Raw genomic sequence first — 19,838 nt, forward strand, 5'->3', positions numbered from 1 at the left:
GCCGCCCTGAGCGCCCACGCGACGTCAGCCCAGGCCCACGACGGTGTCGCCGCGCTGCTCGAACACCCGGGATCCCGCGACGGCCGGGACCACCGCCCGTCCGGGCGTGCCCGGCGCCCGGTTCACCGGGATGTAGCGCTCGTTGGCGCCGCTGACCGGGTCGTAGACCCCGATCGCGCCGCTGACCGGGACCAGGAGGCGGCCCGCCATCATGGCGCCCGGCCCCAACGGGGCGGTCGTGTCGCCGGCGGCGATGGTGTAGCGCAGCGTCAGGTTGGGCGTCTCGAAAACCATGACGGAATCGCCGGTCCACCAGGTGATCAGGCTGCCCGCGTGCGAAACCGCCCCAGGGGTCGACGGCGGTTTGGGCAGCAGGACGCTCGACACCGCGGTGCCGGTCTCATCGACCACCTCGACCCGGGGCCGCGGTGACGGCAGGTACACCGCGGTGTTGCTCTCCCAGACGGCCAGCACCCGGGCACCCGAGTCCGCCGTGATCCCGGGTTCGGACACGATGCGTTGCTGTGGTTCGTCGTCATCCTTGCCCGGCCGCAGCAGCACGAGCCGCAGGTCAGCCTGGTTCGCGCAGGCCTCGAGCACCGATACCGCCGACGAGCTGGCCGCCGCCGAGACCAGCTTGCAGCCGGAGTGCAGCCCGCGAGCCGAGGGCTTCACCCGGGCGTCGGTCTCGCCGTAGGCCACCATCCGGACCATGTCCGAGCGCCAGAGTTCCAGCCGGGTGTCGCCGGCCGACAACACCGTGGTGCCGTCGGAGGACAGCTGCACGTGCGGGTCGGCGTAGCCGCTGCGGGCGGGCCCGCGGCTACCCGTGGACCCGTCGAGCGTGCTCGCCTGCCCGCACCCGCGGTCGTCCCGGTATACGGCGACGGCGTAGTGGTAGATCCAGGAGACCCCGCACAGGTCGCTACCGCGTTCGTAGCTCCAGCGGGACTGCCCCGAGCCGGGGTCGCGTCCGTCGACTCGGCGGCCGTCGCCGGTGACGACCGTCCCGCCGACCGCCACGGGTGCGGTGGTGGCCGGACTGGCCGCGGTCCACAGCTCCTTGAGCGTGGCCGGTACCTGTCGGGCCGGGGTCGGGTTGGGCGCCGGAACGGCGGCCGGCCGGCTGATGGTGGCGCGGGCGTCGCTGGTCCACCAGATCAGTGAGGCGACTGCGCCGACCACGACCGCGATCGCCAGGGCGGCCAAGAGGTCGCCCTTGGTCCGGCGTTCGGGTCTGACCATCCGTGGGCGCGCGGCTCAGTCGGCGTGCGCGCCGGCTTCGGCGGGCTTGCGGCGCCGACGGCGGCGCGGGCTCGTTCCGGTGTTACCGGTCGCCTCGGCGGCGGATTCACCTTTGGTGGCGCCGGTCGCGGCATTCCCGCCGGGGTGTCCGGTGGCGGGTTGGCCGCCGCGGGTGCGCCGCCGCGGCGCACCGGAGCGAGCACGCTCGGACCGTTCCGCCTTCTGGCCGTCACGCTCGGTCTTGGGGCGCTGGCCCTGTGGCTTCTTGGGCGTGCCGATGGTGCCGCTCGCCTCGGCGGGGATGCCCAGCTCTTCGTAGAGGTGCGGCGAGTTCGAGTACGTCTCGGCCGGGTCGGGGGTGTTCAGGCCCAGCGCCTTGTCGATCATGGTCCAGCGGGGCAGCTCGTCCCAGTCGACCAGGGTGACCGCGATACCGGTCTTACCGGCGCGACCGGTGCGGCCGATCCGGTGTACGTAGGCCTGTTCGTCCTCAGGGATCTGGTAGTTGATGACGTGGGTGATGTCGTCGATGTCGATGCCGCGGGCGGCGACGTCGGTGGCCACCAGCACGTCGATGTCGCCGTTGCGGAACGCCTTGAGCGCCTTCTCCCGGGCGATCTGACCCAGATCGCCGTGGACGGCGCCGACCTTGAAGCCGCGCTCGGCGAGGTCGTCGGCGACCTTCTGCGCGGTGCGCTTGGTGCGGGTGAAGATCATCGTCGCGCCGCGGCCCTCGGCCTGCAGTATCCGGCTGACCATCTCGACCTTGTCCAACGCGTGGGCGCGATAGGCGAACTGCTCGGTGGTGTCGTGCGTGGCGGCCGAGTGCGGTGCCTCCGCCCGGATGTGGGTGGGCTGATTCATGAAGGTGCGGGCCAGCGTGATGATCGGGCCCGGCATGGTCGCCGAGAACAGCATGGATTGCCGGTCTTCGGGGATTTGACGCAGGATGCGCTCGATGTCGGGCAGGAAGCCCAGGTCGAGCATCTCGTCGGCCTCGTCGAGCACCAGCATGGACAGCCCGCCCAGCTGCAGGTGGCCCTGCTGGGCCAGGTCGAGCAGCCGGCCGGGGGTGCCGACCACGACGTCGGCGCCGGCCTGCAGCGCCTCGATTTGTGGCTCGTAGGGCCGCCCGCCATAGATCGAGACGACGGACAGACGCCGGCCCTCGTCGGCGGTGAGGTACTTGGCCGCGGCGGCCAGGTCTTCGGTGACCTGCATGCACAGCTCGCGGGTGGGCACCACGACCAGGGCGCGGGGGGCACCGGTGAGCGCCCGCACGCCGACTCCGGACGTGATGCGGTTCAGCAGCGGCACGCCGAAGGCGAGGGTCTTGCCCATGCCGGTGCGGGCCTGGCCGATCACATCGTCGCCGGCGAGCGCCAGCGGCATGGTCAGTTCTTGGATCGCGAACGGGCGTTCGATGCCCTTTTCCGTGAGGGCACGGACGATTTCGTCGCGAACGCCGAGGTTGGCAAAAGTCAATTCAGTTGTGCTGGTGAGTGTGCTCATGCGTGGGTAGTAAGCCTTTCGGTGACGTATCGGTTTGTGTCGGTGTTTCTCTGTCGCGGTCAAGCGCGCACGAGTTCCGACTCCGAATACGTCGCCGAGTTGCCGGCCCCTGCTCAATCTGGGCGGGCCAGCTGTGCACGCACATTTCGCCGATAGCTGCTTGGAAAGCAATACAGCCGCTATCTACACCCATGATAGCTGGTCGACAGCTGGCCCCCATTTCGCGCCGCTTCCGCCGACTACAGTGTTGCCATGACCCGGCCCTCTTGGCAGCCCTCCGCCGACCAGGTGGACGATTCGCCCGCCCCTCGTCTGTCGGCCGACCACCCGGGCGTCAACGAGTTGTTCGCGGTCTTGGCGTATGGCGAGATCGCCGCGTTCTATCGGCTCACCGACGAGGCGCGGATGGCCCCTGACCTGCGCGGACGGATCTCGATGGCGAGCATGGCCGCCGCCGAGATGCAGCACTATGAGGTGCTGCGCGACGCCCTGGAACGACGGGGCGTCGATGTGGTGCCGGCGATGTCGAAGTACGTCTCGGCGCTGGAGAATTACCACCGACTGACGATGCCCAGCACGTGGCTGGAGGCCCTGGTGAAGACCTATGTCGGCGACGCCCTGGCTGCCGACTTGTACCTGGAGATCGCCGACGGGCTGCCCGACGAGATCGCCGGCGTGGTGCGGGCGGCGCTGTCGGAGACCGGGCACTCGCAGTTCGTCGTCGCCGAGGTGCGCGCCGCCGTGACCGCCAGCGGCAAGCAGCGCAGCCGGCTGGCGCTGTGGTCGCGTCGCCTGTTCGGCGAGGCGATCACGCAGGCCCAGTACCTGCTGGCCGACCACGACGAGCTGGTCGACCTGGTGATGTCGGGCGCCGGCAGCCTGGGCCAGCTCAGCGCGTTCTTCGACCGGCTGCAGCACACGCACGACCGGCGGATGCGCGAACTGGGTCTGAGCTGAGGCTCAGCGCGCGCAGGTCGCCAGGCTCGAGTTGGTGGTCGACGCGGCCACCAGTTGACCGGCGGCGTTGACGATCGAGCAGTTGAGCCGGCCGTAGAAGCTGGTCGCGACCACCGACGGGTTCTGGATGCCGGGGTTCAGGATCACCGCCTTGGTCCACGGCAGCGACACGTTGAAGTCGGTCTGGGAGTGGCCCTGCCCGTCGGTGTAGACGATGTTCACCAGGTCCAGCAGCTGCTTGGTGCCGGTGACGCTGTAGACGACGGTGCGCGGGTTCAGCGCGGCCGGCGGCGGGGGCGTCAGCGTCAGGGGCGGTGCGGCGGTGGGCGTTCCCGTCGGCGCCAGGCTGGGCGACGCGCTGGGCGTGGTCACGGTGGTGAACGTTTCGGGCGGCAATTGGGCCGTGCGCGAGGGGCTGGGCTGCGCGCTGGGCGGGACGGAACTCTTCGTGGTGGCGGGCGCGGACGTCACCGGCTGGGGGGCCGGTGCGACGACGGCCTTGGTCGACGCGCTGTCGCCGCTGTTGATGATGACGGCGGTCGCGATCGCGCCGACGGCCACCACGGCACCCAGGATCGCCGTGACCGGGCGCCAGCGAAGCTCGACCGGCCAGCCGGTCCAGCCGTAGTCGCCCTCGGGGTAGGAGTCGGCTCCGTAAAGCTCATCGGTCTCGTCGTCGGGGTAGTCCCGCACCTCGTCGAGATCGGCCAGTGTGGTACCCATGGTGCCGAAGTTAGCGATGTGAAAACACAGATCGGGCTTCGAACCCGGGTCTGAGATCAGCTGCAAGCTAATCGTTATCTGCTCGCGACCGAGGTTTCGCTCAGCGCGAACCGTGCGGTGGGGGGCTGTCGGGGATGCGGGCCCACGGCGTCCACTAGCCTGCAGCTGACAGGTCTGTCGACTTCGATACCAACGGAAGGGGTGACCGTGGAGGTCAAGATCGGTATTACGGACAGTCCGCGCGAGCTGGTCCTCGCCAGTGCGCAGACGCCGGCCGAAGTCGAAGAGCTCGTCAGCGCCGCGCTGAGCGAGGGACCGGGCCTGCTGAGGCTGAACGACGAGCGGGGACGTCGCTTCCTCGTTCACACCAGCAAGATCGCCTACGTCGAGATCGGCCCCGCCGACGCACGCCGGGTCGGCTTCGGCATCGGCGCCGAAGTTGCCAAGCTCACCGGCAAGGGCGCTAAAGGCGAGTAAGCGGCACGTGTGACAGCCCGCCCCAGGCGAACTGGACGGTGCCCTCGACGGCGTCCGCCTTGGAGATCGGGCGGTCGGAGTCGAGCCAGTAGCGGGCGCAGTCGACGCTGATGCCGACCAATCCCACCGCGATCATCCGGGCGCGGTGCGGATCGAGGCCCGAGTCCTCGCTGATCAACGCGAACACCGCGTCGATACACGATTCGGTGGCGACGCGCACTTGCGCGGCCACCTCGGGTTCGGTGACGTAGTCGTTCTCGAAGATCAGCCGGTAACCCTGGCTGTCGTGCTCGATGAAGTCGAAGAACGCCTGGACCGCCGCGTGCAACCGCCGGCGGTTGTCGGTCGTGGTCTGCAACGCCTGCTGCACGCCCGAGACGAGGTTCTCGACGTGCCGGGCAAGCACGGCCAGATAGAGCTCGAGTTTGCTCGAAAAGTGTTGATACAGAACCGGTTTGCTAACCCCGGCCCGGTCGGCGATCTCGTCCATACCCGCCGCGTGATACCCGCGATCGACAAAGACATCGCTGGCGACGCTGAGCAACTGACCCCGACGCTCATCCCGGGGTAACCGGTTGCCGCGCCGGCTCGAAGCCGCAATGCCGTCCCCGGGCCGACTGCGGTCGGCCGACTTGACGGCACGCCGCGCCGCCGGTTTGGCGAGTTCGCTCATCGAGTCCTCATCTGATGTGTCGGCAACCGGCCGCCGGCACTACTGGGCCGGCCGCGCGCGGCTCGTTGCACAGACATTACTACCCGCGTCGTTCTGGTAATCGTCGTCGCCGCCGTCGTCGCTGCCAGAATGTGGTGCCGGGCGGTGCATTCGGGCGCGCCAAGGACGGCTGCGCTGCCGACTATGTAATCCTGGGGAAATGACGTCCCAGCGGCCTTCGCGCGGCACCGGTCGAGTTCCGGTGCTGCGGGACGAGTGGCGGGAACCGCTACGGGCCCTGCGTGACCCGATCGCGCGCGACGCCGGACGGACCCGGGCCGACCGGGAGCGGCCGCGCCAGTGGCGCAAACAGACGTGGCTGGGACGGTTCGTCTCCACGTACGGTTGGCGCGCTTACGCGCTGCCCGTTTTGGCGGGGCTCACCGCGGTCGTCGTCTACCAGACGGTGACCGGCACCGCCGCGACGAAACCGACGGCGAATCAGCCCATCCAGAGTCCGCAGGCGATCGGCGCGGTGGGCACCTCGATCATCGACGTGCCACCTCGCGGGCTCGCCGCGTTCGACGCCAACCTGCCGGCCGGGACGCTGCCGGACGGCGGCCCGTTCACCGAGGCGGGCGAGAAGACGTGGCGCGTCGTGCCCGGCACGACGCCGCAGATCGGTCAGGGCACCGTCAAGGTGTTTCGGTACACGGTCGAGGTGGAGGACGGCATCGACCCCACGATGTTCGGCGGCGACAACGCTTTTTCCGAGATGGTCGACCAGACGTTGGCCAATCCCAAGGGCTGGACCCACAATCCGCAATTCGCGTTCGTCCGGATCGACGGAACTAACGGGGGAAATCCCGACTTCCGGATCTCACTGGTGTCCCCGGTGACGGTCCGCGAGGGCTGTGGCTACGAATTCCGGCTGGAGACCTCCTGCTACAACCCGGCCTTCGGCAGGGACCGGCAGTCGCGGGTGTTCATCAACGAGGCGCGCTGGGTGCGCGGCGCCGTCCCTTTCGAGGGTGACATCGGCTCCTACCGCCAATACGTGATCAACCACGAGGTCGGCCACGCCATCGGGTACGTGCGCCACGAGCCGTGCGAGCAGCAGGGCGCGTTGGCGCCGGTGATGATGCAGCAGACGTTCTCCACGTCGAATGACGATGCCGCCAAGTTCGACCCGGATTTCGTCAAGGCCGACGGGAAGACGTGCCGATTCAACCCCTGGCCGTTCCCGATCGCCTAACTCGGCTCGGCCCACGCTCGCCGGGTTGAATTCATTGCCGTCCACTTCGGCGGCTGCTGTGATGGTTATGGACGAACCGCAATGCGAGACCTAGGAGAACCGAGGAGAAGTGGTGTCGACATCGTTGCCGCCTCTCGTGGAGCCGGCAGACCAGCTGACCCGCGATGAGGTGGCCCGCTACAGCCGCCATCTGATCATTCCCGGCCTGGGCATCGACGGGCAGAAACGGCTCAAGAACGCCAAGGTGCTGGTGATCGGCGCCGGCGGGCTGGGCGCGCCGACGCTGCTGTACCTGGCCGCGGCCGGTGTCGGAACGATCGGCATCGTCGATTTCGACGTCGTCGACGAGTCCAACCTGCAGCGCCAGATCATCCACGGCGTGGCCGACGTCGGGCGGTCCAAGGCCCGGTCGGCGCGCGAGTCGATCGCCGCGATCAACCCGTTGGTCCAGGTGCGTTTGCACGAGTTCCGGCTGGATTCGAGCAACGCCGTCGGCCTGTTCGAGCAATACGACCTGATCGTGGACGGCACCGACAACTTCGCCACCCGGTATCTGGTCAACGACGCCGCGGTGCTGGCCGCCAAGCCGTACGTGTGGGGGTCGATCTACCGGTTCGAGGGGCAGGTCTCGGTGTTCTGGGAGGACGCGCCCGGCGGGCGGGGCCTCAACTACCGCGACCTCTACCCGGAGCCGCCGCCACCCGGGACGGTGCCGTCGTGCGCCGAGGGCGGCGTGCTCGGCATCGTCTGCGCCTCCGTCGCGTCGGTGATGGGAACCGAGGCCATCAAACTCATCACCGGGATCGGCGAATCGCTGCTGGGCCGGTTGATGATCTACGACGCGCTGGAAATGTCCTACCGCACCATCAAGATCCGCAGGGACCCCGAGGACGTCTTCCGGCCGAAGATCACCGAGTTGATCGACTACGAGCAGTACTGCGGTGTGGCGCCCGACGACGCCGGTTCGGTTGTCACCGGCTCCACCATCACCCCGCGGGAATTGCGCGAATTGCTGGATTCCGGCAAGAAGCTGGCGTTGGTCGACGTTCGTGAACCCGCGGAATGGGACATCGTGCACATCGACGGCGCCCAGCTGATCCCGCAGTCGTCGATCAACTCCGGTGAGGGTCTGGCAAAGCTGCCACAGGACCGCATGCCGGTGCTGTACTGCAAGACGGGGGTGCGCTCGGCCGAGGCGCTGGCGGCGGTGCGGAAGGCCGGATTCTCCGATGCGGTGCATCTGCAGGGTGGCATCGTGGCATGGGCGCAGCAGATGCAACCCGACATGGTGATGTACTGACCCGATACGCCCTGCTTGTCTGGCGGCGACCCGCCGCGCCCGGCCTCGCCGCGCTCGCGGTCGCCGCAGGTGGCCTCGTCTAGGCTACCCGTGTGAATGTCGAGCCACCGCCGGAGCATGTGCTGGCGGCGTTTGGTTTGACCGGTGTGAAGCCCGTCTATCTGGGGGCTAGCTGGGAAGGCGGCTGGCGCTGCGGCGAAGTCGTGCTGTCGCTGGTGGCCGATCACGCCCGGGCGGCTTGGTCGGCCCGGGTGCGGGAGACGTTGTTCGTCGACGGTGTTCGGCTGGCCCGTCCGGTCCGCTCGACGGACGGGCGATACGTGGTTTCCGGGTGGCGGGCGGATACCTTCGTCGCCGGCACGCCCGAACCCCGGCACGACGAGGTGGTCTCGGCGGCGGTGCGCCTGCACGAGGCGACCGGCAAACTGGAACGCCCCCGATTTCTGACGCAGGGCCCCACCGCGCCGTGGGGTGACGTGGACATCTTCATCGCCGCCGACCGCGCGGCCTGGGAGGAACGGCCGTTGGCCTCGGTGCCCCCGGGCGCCCGGACCGCCCCGCCGACGGCCGACGCCCAGCGGTCGGTGGAACTGATCAATCAGCTGGCCACCTTGCGCCGGCCGACCAAGAGCCCGAACCAGCTGGTGCACGGGGACCTTTACGGCACAGTGCTTTTCGTCGGCACCGCACCGCCGGGGATCATCGACATCACCCCCTACTGGCGGCCCGCGTCGTGGGCGGCCGGCGTCGTCGTGGTCGACGCCCTGTCTTGGGGTGAGGCCGACGACGGACTCATCGAACGCTGGAACGCGTTGCCGGAATGGCCACAGATGTTGTTGCGCGCCTTGATGTTTCGCCTGGCCGTTCATGCGCTGCACCCGCGGTCGACCGCCGAGGCCTTCCCAGGGCTGGCTCGCACCGCGGCGCTGGTCCGGCTGGTGCTCTAGCGACGGAAGTCGTAACGGACCTCGCGCAGCGCAACCCTGCCGTCGGTGGCCAGGACCCCTTCGGCGCGCAGCAGCTCCAGTTGCCGGGTGGTCAGATGACGCGCCGGGCGCCCCGAGGCAGTGATCACCCGGTGCCACGGCAGGTCCGAGGAGTCGGTCCGCATGATCCAGCCGACGATGCGCGGGCTGGAAAGGCCTGCGACGTCGGCGATGTCGCCGTAGGTGGCGACCCTGCCGGACGGAATCGCCGCGACCAGCGCGCGCACCCGCTCGACCTGCTCCTCGGTCACCGGCGCCACGATCAGCGGGCTTCCAGCAGCTCGCGCGTCAGCGCGGCGACTTCGGCCGGCGCGGCGTAGGGCACCATGTGGTTGCAGTCGAATTCCAGCATCCGGAAATCGGATCCCAACCGTTCCCGCAGTCCGGCGACGAGGTGGTCGCCGACGTATGGCGGCGAGGTGCGCTTGGCCCGCACGAGGACCGTCGGCGTCCCGGCCGGCGGAAGCACGATGTCGCGGGCCAGCTCACTCCAGTACGACATCATCGCCGGCAGGCTGACGCGCCAGCCGTACCGACCGCCCGGCAGCTCGATCAGATGCTCGTCGATCTCGGCGTCGAGCAGCGTGGGATCGATGTCCGACCAGGAGCCGTGCACCTTTTCCAGGCGCGCTTCCTCGGCGTCGGGGTAGTCGGGCGAGGACAACATCGCGTCGGCGATCTCGCGCATCCACCCGCCGTCCAGTCCGACCGCCGGGTCGAGCAGCAGCAGCGCCGCCACCCGCTCCGGTCGTGCCGCGGCCAGCTGCATGGCGAGCGCGCCGCCGAAGGAGTGCCCCACCACCAGCACCGGCGCCTCGGCCTGGTCGTCGAGTAGCGCGGCCATCGCCTCGACGTTGGCGTCGATGGTCCACGGCGCCGCCCACGACGACCTGCCGTGACCGATCAGATCCGGTGCCGCGAAGGTGATTTCGGGCAGCAGGCCGGCCAGCTGCTGCCAGCGCTGCCCATGGCCGGTCAACCCGTGCAGCGCCAGCACTCGCACCGGACCCGGCGGGCCGTAGCGGTGCACATGGAGATCAGCGGTCACTCGTCGATCGTGCCAGCCGCCGCCACGCCCGCTCGCGTGCAGGCGGCTCAGCGTTGGTCGTCCCACTCGTCGTCAGTGGGGACGACGTAGGCCTGCTCGATCACGTCGGCCTCGTTCGCCTCGCGGTCGGCGACGTTCAGATACTCCGTGTCCAAGCCGGCCTCATCGTCGGAGTCGACGGGTTGCAGTTGTTCCGCGGCGTCGCCTTCGGGCGCTTCGTCGCTGGGAAAGCCGGGTTCGAATTCCGTCACGATTACCTACCTTTCCTCACCGGTCGTCTGGCGCTCGGGCCTCCATCGTAGGGGGCCGCGCCGGTGCAGGTCGGGTCGGCTTGTCAGACCCTGGTGATTCCATGCAGCCATGTCGTACACCTGGGACACCGAGGCGCGGGCTCTGCTGGCGCCCGGCGTGCGCGGGCCGGTCCGGGTGCTGGGCGGCCCGGGCACGGGCAAGAGCAGCCTGCTGGTCGAGGCCGCGGTCGCCCACATCGACGCTGGGCTCGACCCGGAATCGGTTCTGCTGCTTACCGGTTCCGGCCGGCTGGGCATGAAGGCGCGTAGCGCCTTGACGACGGCGTTGCTGCGGCCGCGCTCCACCGGGCCCTGCCGGGCCGCCGTGCGCGAACCCTTGGTACGTACCGTGCACAGCTACGCGTACGCGGTTCTGCGGCGGGCCGCCGAGCGGGCCGGTGATGCGCCGCCGCGGCTGATCACCAGCGCCGAGCAGGACGCCATCATCCGGGAGCTGCTGGCCGGTGACCTCGAGGACGGACCGCGCGCGGCGACCGCGTGGCCCGCCCATCTGCAACCCGCGCTGGCCACCGCGGGCTTCGCCACCGAACTGCGAAACATGCTGGCGCGCTGTGCCGAACGGGGCTTGGACCCGCAGGACCTGGAGCGGCTGGGCCGTCGGTGCCGGCGTCCGGAATGGACCGCCGCCGGGCAGTTCGCCCGACAGTACGAGCAGGTGATGCTGCTGCGGGCAGCGGTCGGGACGGCGGCGCCCCAGGCGACGACGCCCGCACTGGGCGCCGCCGAACTGGTGGGTGCGGCCCTGGAAGCCTTCGCGATCGATCCTGAGCTGCTGGCCGCCGAGCGGGCCCGGGTGCGGGTCTTGTTGGTCGACGACGCCCAGCAACTCGACCCGCAGGCGGCCCGCCTGGTCCGGGTGCTCGCGGCGGGTGCGGAGCTGGCCTTGATCGCCGGCGACCCCAACCAAGCGGTGTTCGGCTTCCGGGGCGGTGAATCCGCCGGGCTGCTCGAGGACGATTCGGAGTCGGTGACGTTGACCGTCTCGCATCGCTGCGCCCCGGCGGTAGCCCGCGCCGTCAGCGGCATCGCCCGCCGACTGCCCGGCGCCAGCGGCGGCAGGCGGATCGAGGGCACCGGGCCCGAGGAGGGATCGGTCACGGTGCGCCTGGCCGCGTCCGCACACGCGGAGGCGGCGATGATCGCCGACGCCCTGCGACGCGCGCACCTGGTCGACGGCGTGCCGTGGTCGCAGATGGCGGTCATCGTCCGGTCGGTGCCACGGGCCGGCGCCCGATTGCCCCGCGCGCTGGCCGCCGCCGGGGTGCCGGTGGCCGCACCCGCGGCGAGTGGGCCGCTGTCCGACGAGCCGGCGGCCCGGGCGCTGCTCACCGTCCTGGCGGCCACCGCCGACGGGCTCGACGGCGAACGGGCCCTGGCGCTGCTGACCGGCCCCATCGGTCGCGTCGACCCGGTTTCGCTGCGGCAGCTGCGCCGAACACTGCAGCGCGCCAACGCCAATCACGCACCGGGCGATTTTGGGGACCTGCTGGCCGGCACGCTGTCCGGTGACACGCCACCATCGGGCCCGCAGTTTCGCCCGGTGCAACGGGTGCGGGCGGTGCTGGACGCGGCCGCGCGCTGCCATAGCGCGGGCCAAGACCCGCGCTACACGTTGTGGGCCGCCTGGCACCGTTCCGGTCTGCAGCGCCGTTGGCTGTCGGCTGCGGAGCGCGGCGGTCCCTCGGGTGCCCAGGCCACCCGTGACCTGGAGGCGGTGACCGCGTTGTTCGACATCACCGATCAGTACGTGTCGCGCACGTCGGGTGCGTCGCTGCGCGGACTGGTCGAGCACGTGGCCGCGCTGCACCTGCCGAGCGTGAACCGGGAGCCGTTGTCAACCGTGGAGCAGGTGCGGGTGCTCAGCGCGCACGCCGCGCTGGGACACGAATGGGACCTGGTGGTCATCGCCGGGCTGCAAGAGGGGTTGTGGCCCAACACGGTTCCGCGCGGCGGTGTGCTGGGCACCCAGCGGTTGCTCGACGTGCTGGACGGCGTCACCGAGGACGCGTCGGTGCGGGCGCCGCTGCTGGCCGAGGAGCGGCGGCTGCTGGTGGCGGCGATGGGCCGGGCCCGCCGGCGCTTGGTGGTGACCGCCGTGGACAGCGACACGGGCGGCGCGGACCAAGACGGCGCGCTGCCGTCGGCGTTCTGCCACGAACTCGCGCAGTGGGCCGACGGCGACGGCGATCTCGCTGGCGAGCAACCCATCTCAGCGCCCCGGGTGTTGTCCACGGCGGCGCTGGTGGGCCGGCTGCGCGGTGTCGTGTGCGCACCCGACGGCGCGGTGGACGACGCCACCCGCGCTTGCGCGGCAACGCAATTGGCGCGGTTGGCCGGGGCCCGCGTCCCGGGCGCCGACCCGGCGGGCTGGCACGGCCTGATCCCGGTCAGCACCAGCGAGCCGCTACGTGGCGACGACGACGCCGTCACGCTGACCCCGTCGACCCTGCAGATGCTCAACGACTGCCCGCTGCGCTGGCTGGCCGAGCGGCATGGTGGAACCAATTCGCGCGATCTGCGCTCCACCATCGGTTCGGTGCTGCACGCCCTGGTCGCCGAACCGCAGCGGAGTGAATCCGAACTGCTGGCCGGGTTGGACCGCGCCTGGCGGCATCTGCCCTTCGAAGCCGAGTGGCATTCGGCCAACGAGCTGGCGCGGCACCGCGCGATGATCGAGGCCTTCATCGAGTGGCGTGCGCAGACCCGGGGCGAGCTGACCGAGGTCGGCGTCGAGGTCGAAATTGACGGCGCCCTCGGGGCGTCCGGCGATGACGGCGGCGAAGTGCGCTTGCGCGGCCGGGTCGACCGGTTGGAGCGCGATGCCGCCGGCCGGCTGGTGATCGTCGACATCAAGACGGGCAAAACGCCGGTCAGCAAGGACGATGCCCAACAACACGCCCAGCTGGCGATGTATCAGCTGGCGGTGGCCGAAGGCATGGTGGCCGCGGGGGAAGAGCCCGGCGGCGCGCGGCTGGTCTACCTCGCCAAGGCCGGAGCCTCGGGTGCCACGGAACGGGAGCAGGATCCGCTGACGCCGGCCGCCCGCGACGAATGGCGCCGGCTGATCCGTCGCGCGGCTCAGGCGACGGCCGGGCCGCGGTTCATCGCCCGGCGCAACGACGGCTGCTCGCACTGCCCGTTACGGCCTTCGTGTCCGGCGCACGCCGACGGGGCGGCGCAATGAACCCGCGCTACAGCCCGGACGAATTAGCTTGCGCGCTGGGGCTTTTCCCGCCCACCGACGAGCAGGCCGCCGTCATCGCGGCACCGCCCGGACCGCTGGTCGTCATCGCGGGCGCCGGCGCCGGCAAAACCGAGACCATGGCCGCGCGGGTGGTGTGGCTCATCGCCAACGGCTACGCCGAACCCGGCCAGGTGCTGGGATTGACCTTCACCCGCAAGGCCGCCGGCCAGCTGCTGCGCCGGGTCCGGTCCCGGCTGGCCCGGTTGGCCGGCGTCGGCTTGGGTCCCGACGGCGCGGCCCCCGCGGAACCGGCGGGCGCCCCGACGGTCAGCACCTACCACGCCTTCGCCGGTTCGTTGATCCGCGATTACGGGCTGTTGTTGCCCATCGAGCCCGACACCCGGCTGCTAGGCGAGACGGAGCTGTGGCAGCTGGCTTTCGACGTGGTGAGCGGATATCGGGGCGAGCTGCGCACCGACAAGACCCCGGCCGCGGTCGCGTCGATGGTGTTGCGGTTGTGGGGTCAGCTGGCCGAACACCTGGTGGACACCCGCCAGCTCGGCGATACCCATGTCGAGCTGGAGCGGCTGATCCACGCGCTGCCGGCGGGCCCCAATCAGCGCGACCGCGGCCCCAGTCAGTGGCTGCTGCGGCTGCTGGCCACCCAGACCCAGCGCGCCGAGCTGGTACCGCTGCTCGATGCGCTGAACCAGCGCATGCGCGCCGCCAAGACGATGGACTTCGGCGTCCAGATGGCCTGTGCGGCACGGCTGGCGGCGAACTTCCCACAGGTCGGCGAAGACCTGCGCGGCCGCTACCGGGTGGTGCTGCTCGACGAGTACCAGGACACCGGGCATGCCCAACGGGTCGCCCTGTCGGCCTTGTTCGGCGGTGGCGTCGACGATGGGCTGGCCCTGACCGCCGTCGGCGACCCGATTCAGTCGATCTACGGTTGGCGCGGCGCCTCGGCGACCAACCTGCCGCGCTTCACCACCGACTTTCCCCTATCCGACGGCGCCCCCGCGCCGGTCCTGGAGCTGCGGACCAGCTGGCGCAACCCGCCGCGGGCCCTGCAGCTGGCCAACGCGATATCGGCGGAGGCGCGCCGCAGGTCGGTCGCGGTGCACGCGCTGCGGCCGCGACCGGACGCCGCGCCGGGGACCGTCCGCTGCGCACTGCTTACCGATGTGCAGGCTGAACGTGAATGGATCGCCGACGAGCTCGCTACTCGGTACCACGGGGCCCGGGACGACGGCGTGAGCCCGCCGACCGCCGCGGTTCTGGTGCGCCGCAACGCCGACGCCGCCCCCATCGCCGATGCCCTGCGCGCCCGCGGAATCCCGGTCGAGGTCGTCGGGCTGGCGGGGCTGCTGTCCGTCCCCGAGGTCGCCGACGTGGTGGCCATGCTGCGGCTCGTCGCCGACCCAACCGCGGGCGCGGCGGCGATGCGGGTGCTCACGGGTCCGCGCTGGCGCCTCGGGGGTCGGGACATCGCCGCGCTCTGGCGGCGTGCTCGGCAACTCTGCGACGGGCTGGGCGCGGGCGGGACGTCCGCGCCGGAATCGATCGCGATCGCCGCGGGCCTGGAGGCCGACACCGCGTGCCTGGCCGACGCCATCGCCGATCCGGGTCCGGCCGAAAAGTACTCGGCCGCGGGATATCGGCGCATCACCGCCCTGGCCGCCGAACTGCGCGCCCTGCGCGGCCACCTGGGCCATTCCCTGCCGGACCTGGTCGCCGAGGTGCGCCGCGTGCTGGGCGTCGACTGTGACGTCCGCGCCGCGGCGGCGGCGAACGCGGGCTGGACCGGCACCGAACACCTCGACGCGTTCGCTGACGTCGTCGCCGGCTACGCCGACCGAGCCGACGTCGCCGGCGTGACTGACCGTTCCGCAACGGCGTCGGTGTCGGGCCTGTTGGCGTTCCTGGAGGTGGCCGAGTCCGTCGAGAACGGTTTGCCGCCGGCCCCGTTGGTGGCCGCGCGCGACCGCGTCCAGGTGCTCACGGTGCATTCCGCGAAGGGGTTGGAGTGGCAGGTGGTGGCGGTGGCACACCTGTCGGGCGGAATCTTTCCGTCGACCGCCTCCAGGAGCACCTGGCTCACCGACGCGGCCGAGCTACCGCCGCTGTTGCGGGGCGACCGCGCCTCGGTCGGTGCACTGGGCATCCCGGTGCTGGACACCTCGGACGTCACCGATCGAAAGCAGTTGTCCGACAAGATTTCCGAGCATCGCCGCCAGCTCGAACAGCGCCGCGTCGACGAGGAGCGCCGGCTGTTGTATGTCGCCGTCACCCGGGCCGAGGACACCCTGCTGGTGTCGGGTCATCATTGGGGTGCCACCGGTATCAAACCGCGCGGCCCCTCGGATTTCCTGTGCGAGATCAAGGAGGTCATCGACCGTTCGGCCGCGGCCGGGGAGCCCTGCGGGGTGGTGGATCAGTGGGCGCCCGCGCCCGCCGACGGTGACCGGAACCCGTTGCGCGACAACACCGTCGAGGCGGTATGGCCGGCCGACCCGCTGGCCGCCCGGCGCGGCGATGTCGAGCGCGGCGCGGCGTTGGTGACCCGGGCGATGTCGGGCGACGCGGGTGAGGAAAGCGCCGACATCGAGGGTTGGGCCGCCGACGTCGATGCGCTACTGGCCGAGCGCGCGCGGTTGGCGGAACCGACCGCCGGGGAGCTGCCCAGTCAGTTGTCGGTCAGCGGCCTGGTGGACCTGGCCCGCGACCCCGCGGGCGCGGCGCAGCGGCTGAGGCATCGGCTGCCGACCCGCCCGGACCCGCATGCGTTGCTGGGCAATGCCTTTCACGCCTGGGTTCAGCAGTTCTACGGCGCCGAGTGTCTGTTCGATCTCGCCGACCTGCCGGGCGCCGCGGACTCCGACGTCGGAGATACCCGGGAATTGGCCGCGTTGCAGGCGGCTTTCACCGAATCGCCGTGGGCGGCCCGCGCTCCCATCGCCGTCGAGGTGCCGTTCGAAATGCCGATCGGCGACACGCTGGTGCGCGGCCGCATCGACGCGGTGTTCGCCGACCCCGACGGCGGCGCCACGGTCGTGGACTGGAAGACGGGTGAGCCGCCGCACGGGCCGGAAGCCGTGCGGCAGGCCGCCGTCCAGCTCGCCGTCTACCGCTTGGCGTGGGCCGCCTTGTCCGGTGTCCCGGAATCGTCGGTGCGGACGGCCTTCTATTACGTGCGCGCCCGCGCCACGATCGCCCCCGATGATCTGCCCGCCCCCGCTGAACTGGCCGGGTTGCTGGCCGACCCCGCCGTCGCGTGACCTGCGCTGCCCGCGTACGCGGGTCGCGATCGTGGTTACATTGATTCGTGCGTGTCTCCTGCGCTGGCGTCGAGCCGATGACGGACCGCCGTGCGCAACGGTAGGTCCCGACAACTGAGCGGCCTGGAAGAAGCGCTGACCGCCCAGCGAGGCCACCAATTGGTCGGCGTGGTGCGCATCCCCGAGGATCACGCCAGCCCCATCCGCGTCATCACCCGCCGCGTGGCCATCGCGCTGGTCGTGTTGTTCGCCGCGGCGGTCATCGTTTATGCGGACCGCAACGGGTACCGCGATGTGCGGGGGCAGCCGCTGACCTTTCTGGACTGTGTGTACTTCTCCGCGGTGTCACTGTCGACGACGGGCTACGGCGACATCACGCCGTACACCGAAACCGCGCGTTTGGTTCACACCCTGATTTTTACCGCGCTGCGGATCGCGTTCCTGGCCGTGCTGGTCGGCACGACCCTCGAAGTGCTCTCCGAGCGGTCCCGGCAAGGGTGGAAGATTCAGCGTTGGAGGAACAAAGTGCGCAACCACACGATCGTGATCGGCTACGGCACCAAGGGCAAAACGGCGGTCGCCGCCATCCTCGGTGACGAGGCTGCCCAGGGGGACGTCGTCGTCGTCGACACCGATCGGAGCACCCTCGAGCACGCCGCCAGCGCGGGCCTGGTGACCGTGCACGGCGACGCCACCAAGGCCGATGTCCTGCGGTTGGCCGGGGCGCAGCACGCCGCCTCGATCATCGTCGCCACCAGCCGCGACGACACCGCGGTGCTGGTGACGTTGACGGCGCGCGAGATTGCGCCCAACGCCAAAATCGTGGCGTCGATCCGGGAATCCGAAAACCAGCACCTGCTGCAGCAATCGGGCGCGGACTCGGTGGTGGTCTCCTCGGCCACCGCCGGCCGGCTGCTCGGGCTTGCCACCACCACACCGAGCGTCGTGGAGATGATCGAGGACCTGCTGACCCCGGACTTCGGGCTGGCGATCGCCGAGCGCGAGGTGGAGCCGACCGAGGTCGGCGGTTCCCCGCGGCATCTGCGCGACATCGTGCTCGGCGTGGTGCGCGACGGCCACCTGCTGCGCATCGGCGCGCCCGAGGTGGACGCCGTCGAGGCCAACGACCGGTTGCTCTACATCCGGCACGCGGGGCACTAGTGGCGATCGCAGGAGCGGCGAAGCCGGTCGCGGTGGGTCGCCACGGAGTGAGGGCCTAGTGGCGATCGCAAGAGCGGCGAAGCCGGTCGCGGTGGGTCGCCACGGAGTGAGGGCCTAGTGGCGATCGCGGACTTTCAGCTGCGGAACGTTCCGTTGCTGTCGCGCGTCGGCGCCGACCGGGCCGACCAGCTGCGCACCGACGTCGAAGCGGCCACCGCCGGATGGGCGGACGCGGCGCTGCTGCGGGTGGATTCGCGCAGCCAGGTGCTGGTCGCCGACGGCCGGGTGGTGCTTGGCGCCGCGGCCAAGCTGGCCGACAAGCCGCCACCGGAAGCGGTGTTCCTGGGCCGCATCGACAACGACCGCCACGTGTGGGCCATCCGCGGCGCGCTGGAGGCACCGGCGGACCCCAACGTGCGCACCGAGGTGGTGAACCTGCGCGGCCTTGGCTCGATCCTCGACGACACCAGCAGTCAGCTGGTGTCGTCGGCCGTCGCGCTGCTCAATTGGCATGACTCCGCGCGGTTCAGCTCGGTGGACGGTTCACCGACCAGGCCGGCCCGGGCGGGCTGGGCGCGGGTCAATCCGGTCACCGGGCACGAGGAGTTCCCGCGCATCGACCCGGCGGTGATCTGCCTGGTCCACGATGGCGGCGACCGCGCGGTGCTGGCCCGCCAGGCGGTGTGGCCGGAGCGGATGTTCTCGCTGCTGGCCGGGTTCGTCGAGGCCGGTGAATCCTTCGAGGTCTGCGTCGCTCGCGAGATTCGCGAGGAAATCGGCCTCACCGTCCGCGACGTGCGCTACCTGGGCAGCCAGCCGTGGCCGTTCCCGCGCTCACTCATGGTCGGCTTCCACGCCGTCGCGGACCCGAGCGAGGACTTCTCGTTCAACGACGGTGAGATCGCCGAGGCGGCGTGGTTCACCCGCGACGAGGTGCGCGCGGCGCTGGCTGCGGGTGACTGGTCCAGCTCGGCGGAGTCGAAACTGCTGCTGCCCGGGGCGATCTCGATCGCGCGGGTGATCATCGAATCCTGGGCCGCGATCGACTGACCCGACGCAGCTACTTGATGCGGTCGGTCACCGTCTTCAGGATGGTGCTGGCGATCTGCTCGGTGGGTTCGATTCCCAGCACGCCGACGGATACCAGCACCGATGATTTCACCGTGTACAGGTGGATCCATCCGTCGGAGTCCAACTTCAGGGTCTCGGTGTCCGGCTTGTTCAGGGCGAAGTCGTAGGCGCTGTGGTGCAGGGCGACGCACTGGTCCAGGGTCGTGTGCAGCTGGTTGAGGGCCCCGCGCGCGGCGGCCGCGTTCGGGTAGATGACGACGGCGTTGGTGACCTCGTTGATCGGGGCGATGCCGCCCGGCCTCAGGTCGTCGGTCGAGCCGCTGTAGGCGAGCGAACGATATTCCTTCCAGCCGCCGGCGAAGGTGAGGTCGGTGGTGCCCACCGCCCGACACGGGCCCGGCGGGTTCCCGACGGTCTCCCGTGGCGGATCGTGGCGATCGGCGTACGAATACGGTTGCAGGCCTTCGAAATTGGCGATGCGACGCGCGTCTTCGAGGCTGATGGTCAATGATTCGGCGTAGGCGTGTTGGGTGGGATTCGCCGTCGTATTGCCCGGCGAGTGCGAGCACGCCGACAGGAACGCCGCGGCGCCGCAGGCGATGACGACCAAAGCTTTGCCGACCTTGGACAGACGCCGGAGAAAGCGGCTCGACCGAAAACTCGACGCCATGGTCT

17 protein-coding genes are annotated in these 19,838 nt (G+C 70.5%); 9 read left to right on the plus strand and 8 right to left on the minus strand.

Going from position 1 to position 19,838, the window contains the following annotated elements; translation table 11 throughout:
- Window positions 1–24: 24 nt before the first annotated feature.
- Together AWC17_RS21600 and AWC17_RS21605 are read right to left on the minus strand one after the other, a co-directional pair.
- Window positions 25–1,245 (minus strand): Rv3212 family protein, encoded by a 1,221-nt coding sequence (locus AWC17_RS21600; protein ID WP_047322026.1) that lies wholly within the window; start codon window positions 1,243–1,245, stop codon window positions 25–27.
- Window positions 1,246–1,260: 15 nt separating this feature from the next.
- The gene (locus AWC17_RS21605) at window positions 1,261–2,757 is read right to left on the minus strand and encodes a DEAD/DEAH box helicase (protein WP_085165080.1); all 1,497 of its coding nucleotides are present in this window, start codon (window positions 2,755–2,757) and stop codon (window positions 1,261–1,263) included.
- 252 nt (window positions 2,758–3,009) lie between these two features.
- On the opposite strand from AWC17_RS21605, the gene AWC17_RS21610 reads away from it, so the two are divergent.
- Entirely contained in the window at window positions 3,010–3,714 is a 705-nt protein-coding gene (locus AWC17_RS21610) for a ferritin-like fold-containing protein (protein ID WP_046185298.1), read from the plus strand.
- A 3-nt stretch (window positions 3,715–3,717) separates the two neighbouring features.
- Here AWC17_RS21610 and AWC17_RS21615 read toward each other — a convergent pair whose 3' ends face one another.
- Window positions 3,718–4,437 (minus strand): MmpS family transport accessory protein, encoded by a 720-nt coding sequence (locus tag AWC17_RS21615; protein WP_046185306.1) that lies wholly within the window; start codon window positions 4,435–4,437, stop codon window positions 3,718–3,720.
- A gap of 207 nt (window positions 4,438–4,644) precedes the next feature.
- Between AWC17_RS21615 and AWC17_RS21620 the strand changes: the two genes are divergently transcribed.
- Window positions 4,645–4,914 carry a DUF3107 domain-containing protein gene (locus AWC17_RS21620; protein WP_046185307.1) on the plus strand — a complete coding sequence of 90 codons (270 nt, stop codon included), beginning with the start codon at window positions 4,645–4,647 and terminating at the stop codon, window positions 4,912–4,914.
- On the opposite strand, the gene fasR is transcribed toward AWC17_RS21620, so the two are convergent.
- Entirely contained in the window at window positions 4,901–5,587 is a 687-nt protein-coding gene (gene fasR / locus AWC17_RS21625; protein WP_046185299.1) for an HTH-type transcriptional activator FasR, read from the minus strand. The genes AWC17_RS21620 and fasR overlap by 14 nt on opposite strands.
- Window positions 5,588–5,786: 199 nt before the next feature.
- Between fasR and AWC17_RS21630 the strand changes: the two genes are divergently transcribed.
- The 3 genes from AWC17_RS21630 to AWC17_RS21640 all read left to right on the plus strand — a co-directional run bounded on the left by AWC17_RS21630 (window position 5,787) and on the right by AWC17_RS21640 (window position 9,068).
- Window positions 5,787–6,821, plus strand: a complete 1,035-nt coding sequence (locus AWC17_RS21630; protein WP_141224714.1) for a DUF3152 domain-containing protein — start codon at window positions 5,787–5,789, stop codon at window positions 6,819–6,821.
- A gap of 112 nt (window positions 6,822–6,933) precedes the next feature.
- On the plus strand, window positions 6,934–8,121 hold the full coding sequence (gene moeZ, locus AWC17_RS21635; RefSeq protein ID WP_046185308.1) for an adenylyltransferase/sulfurtransferase MoeZ: 1,188 nt from the start codon (window positions 6,934–6,936) through the stop codon (window positions 8,119–8,121).
- 92 nt (window positions 8,122–8,213) lie between these two features.
- Window positions 8,214–9,068 (plus strand): TIGR02569 family protein, encoded by an 855-nt coding sequence (locus AWC17_RS21640; RefSeq protein WP_046185301.1) that lies wholly within the window; start codon window positions 8,214–8,216, stop codon window positions 9,066–9,068.
- Here AWC17_RS21640 and AWC17_RS21645 read toward each other — a convergent pair.
- Genes AWC17_RS21645 through AWC17_RS21655 form a run of 3 tightly spaced genes read right to left on the minus strand, consistent with a single transcriptional unit; the run spans window position 9,065 to window position 10,406 of the window.
- Window positions 9,065–9,367 carry an MGMT family protein gene (locus tag AWC17_RS21645; protein ID WP_046185302.1) on the minus strand — a complete coding sequence of 101 codons (303 nt, stop codon included), beginning with the start codon at window positions 9,365–9,367 and terminating at the stop codon, window positions 9,065–9,067. The two genes, AWC17_RS21640 and AWC17_RS21645, sit on opposite strands and share 4 nt — an antisense overlap.
- 2 nt (window positions 9,368–9,369) lie before the next feature.
- The gene (locus AWC17_RS21650; protein WP_046185303.1) at window positions 9,370–10,155 is read right to left on the minus strand and encodes an alpha/beta fold hydrolase; all 786 of its coding nucleotides are present in this window, start codon (window positions 10,153–10,155) and stop codon (window positions 9,370–9,372) included.
- A gap of 47 nt (window positions 10,156–10,202) precedes the next feature.
- Window positions 10,203–10,406, minus strand: a complete 204-nt coding sequence (locus AWC17_RS21655; protein WP_046185304.1) for a hypothetical protein — start codon at window positions 10,404–10,406, stop codon at window positions 10,203–10,205.
- 109 nt (window positions 10,407–10,515) lie between these two features.
- Between AWC17_RS21655 and AWC17_RS21660 the strand changes: the two genes are divergently transcribed.
- The 4 genes from AWC17_RS21660 (at window position 10,516) to nudC (ending at window position 19,142) form a co-directional block, all read left to right on the plus strand.
- A complete protein-coding gene (locus AWC17_RS21660; RefSeq protein WP_047322029.1) occupies window positions 10,516–13,650 on the plus strand; it encodes an ATP-dependent helicase in 3,135 nt (1,044 codons plus the stop codon).
- A complete protein-coding gene (locus AWC17_RS21665; protein WP_085165082.1) occupies window positions 13,647–16,931 on the plus strand; it encodes an ATP-dependent helicase in 3,285 nt (1,094 codons plus the stop codon). Before AWC17_RS21660 ends, AWC17_RS21665 begins: the two co-directional genes overlap by 4 nt.
- A 90-nt stretch (window positions 16,932–17,021) precedes the next feature.
- Window positions 17,022–18,092 (plus strand): potassium channel family protein, encoded by a 1,071-nt coding sequence (locus AWC17_RS21670; protein WP_046187009.1) that lies wholly within the window; start codon window positions 17,022–17,024, stop codon window positions 18,090–18,092.
- A 117-nt stretch (window positions 18,093–18,209) separates the two neighbouring features.
- On the plus strand, window positions 18,210–19,142 hold the full coding sequence (nudC, locus tag AWC17_RS21675) for an NAD(+) diphosphatase (protein ID WP_047322030.1): 933 nt from the start codon (window positions 18,210–18,212) through the stop codon (window positions 19,140–19,142).
- 10 nt (window positions 19,143–19,152) lie between these two features.
- Here the strand turns inward: nudC and AWC17_RS21680 are convergent, their stop codons facing one another.
- Entirely contained in the window at window positions 19,153–19,833 is a 681-nt protein-coding gene (locus AWC17_RS21680; protein WP_046187031.1) for a sensor domain-containing protein, read from the minus strand.
- Window positions 19,834–19,838: the final 5 nt, after the last annotated feature.

The organism is Mycobacterium nebraskense, from assembly GCF_002102255.1.
In the GTDB taxonomy this organism is placed as follows: Bacteria; Actinomycetota; Actinomycetes; order Mycobacteriales; family Mycobacteriaceae; genus Mycobacterium; species Mycobacterium nebraskense.

Excerpts from the sequence above, each read along its gene's own strand:
- AWC17_RS21600 (WP_047322026.1), bottom strand. The coding sequence starts at position 1,245 with ATGGTCAGACCCGAACGCCGGACCAAGGGCGACCTCTTGGCCGCCCTG.
- fasR (WP_046185299.1), bottom strand. The coding sequence starts at position 5,587 with ATGAGCGAACTCGCCAAACCGGCGGCGCGGCGTGCCGTCAAGTCGGCC.
- AWC17_RS21630 (WP_141224714.1), top strand. The coding sequence starts at position 5,787 with ATGACGTCCCAGCGGCCTTCGCGCGGCACCGGTCGAGTTCCGGTGCTG.
- AWC17_RS21665 (WP_085165082.1), top strand. The coding sequence starts at position 13,647 with ATGAACCCGCGCTACAGCCCGGACGAATTAGCTTGCGCGCTGGGGCTT.
- AWC17_RS21680 (WP_046187031.1), bottom strand. The coding sequence starts at position 19,833 with ATGGCGTCGAGTTTTCGGTCGAGCCGCTTTCTCCGGCGTCTGTCCAAG.
- AWC17_RS21610 (WP_046185298.1), top strand. The coding sequence starts at position 3,010 with ATGACCCGGCCCTCTTGGCAGCCCTCCGCCGACCAGGTGGACGATTCG.
- AWC17_RS21615 (WP_046185306.1), bottom strand. The coding sequence starts at position 4,437 with ATGGGTACCACACTGGCCGATCTCGACGAGGTGCGGGACTACCCCGAC.
- AWC17_RS21605 (WP_085165080.1), bottom strand. The coding sequence starts at position 2,757 with ATGAGCACACTCACCAGCACAACTGAATTGACTTTTGCCAACCTCGGC.
- AWC17_RS21660 (WP_047322029.1), top strand. The coding sequence starts at position 10,516 with ATGTCGTACACCTGGGACACCGAGGCGCGGGCTCTGCTGGCGCCCGGC.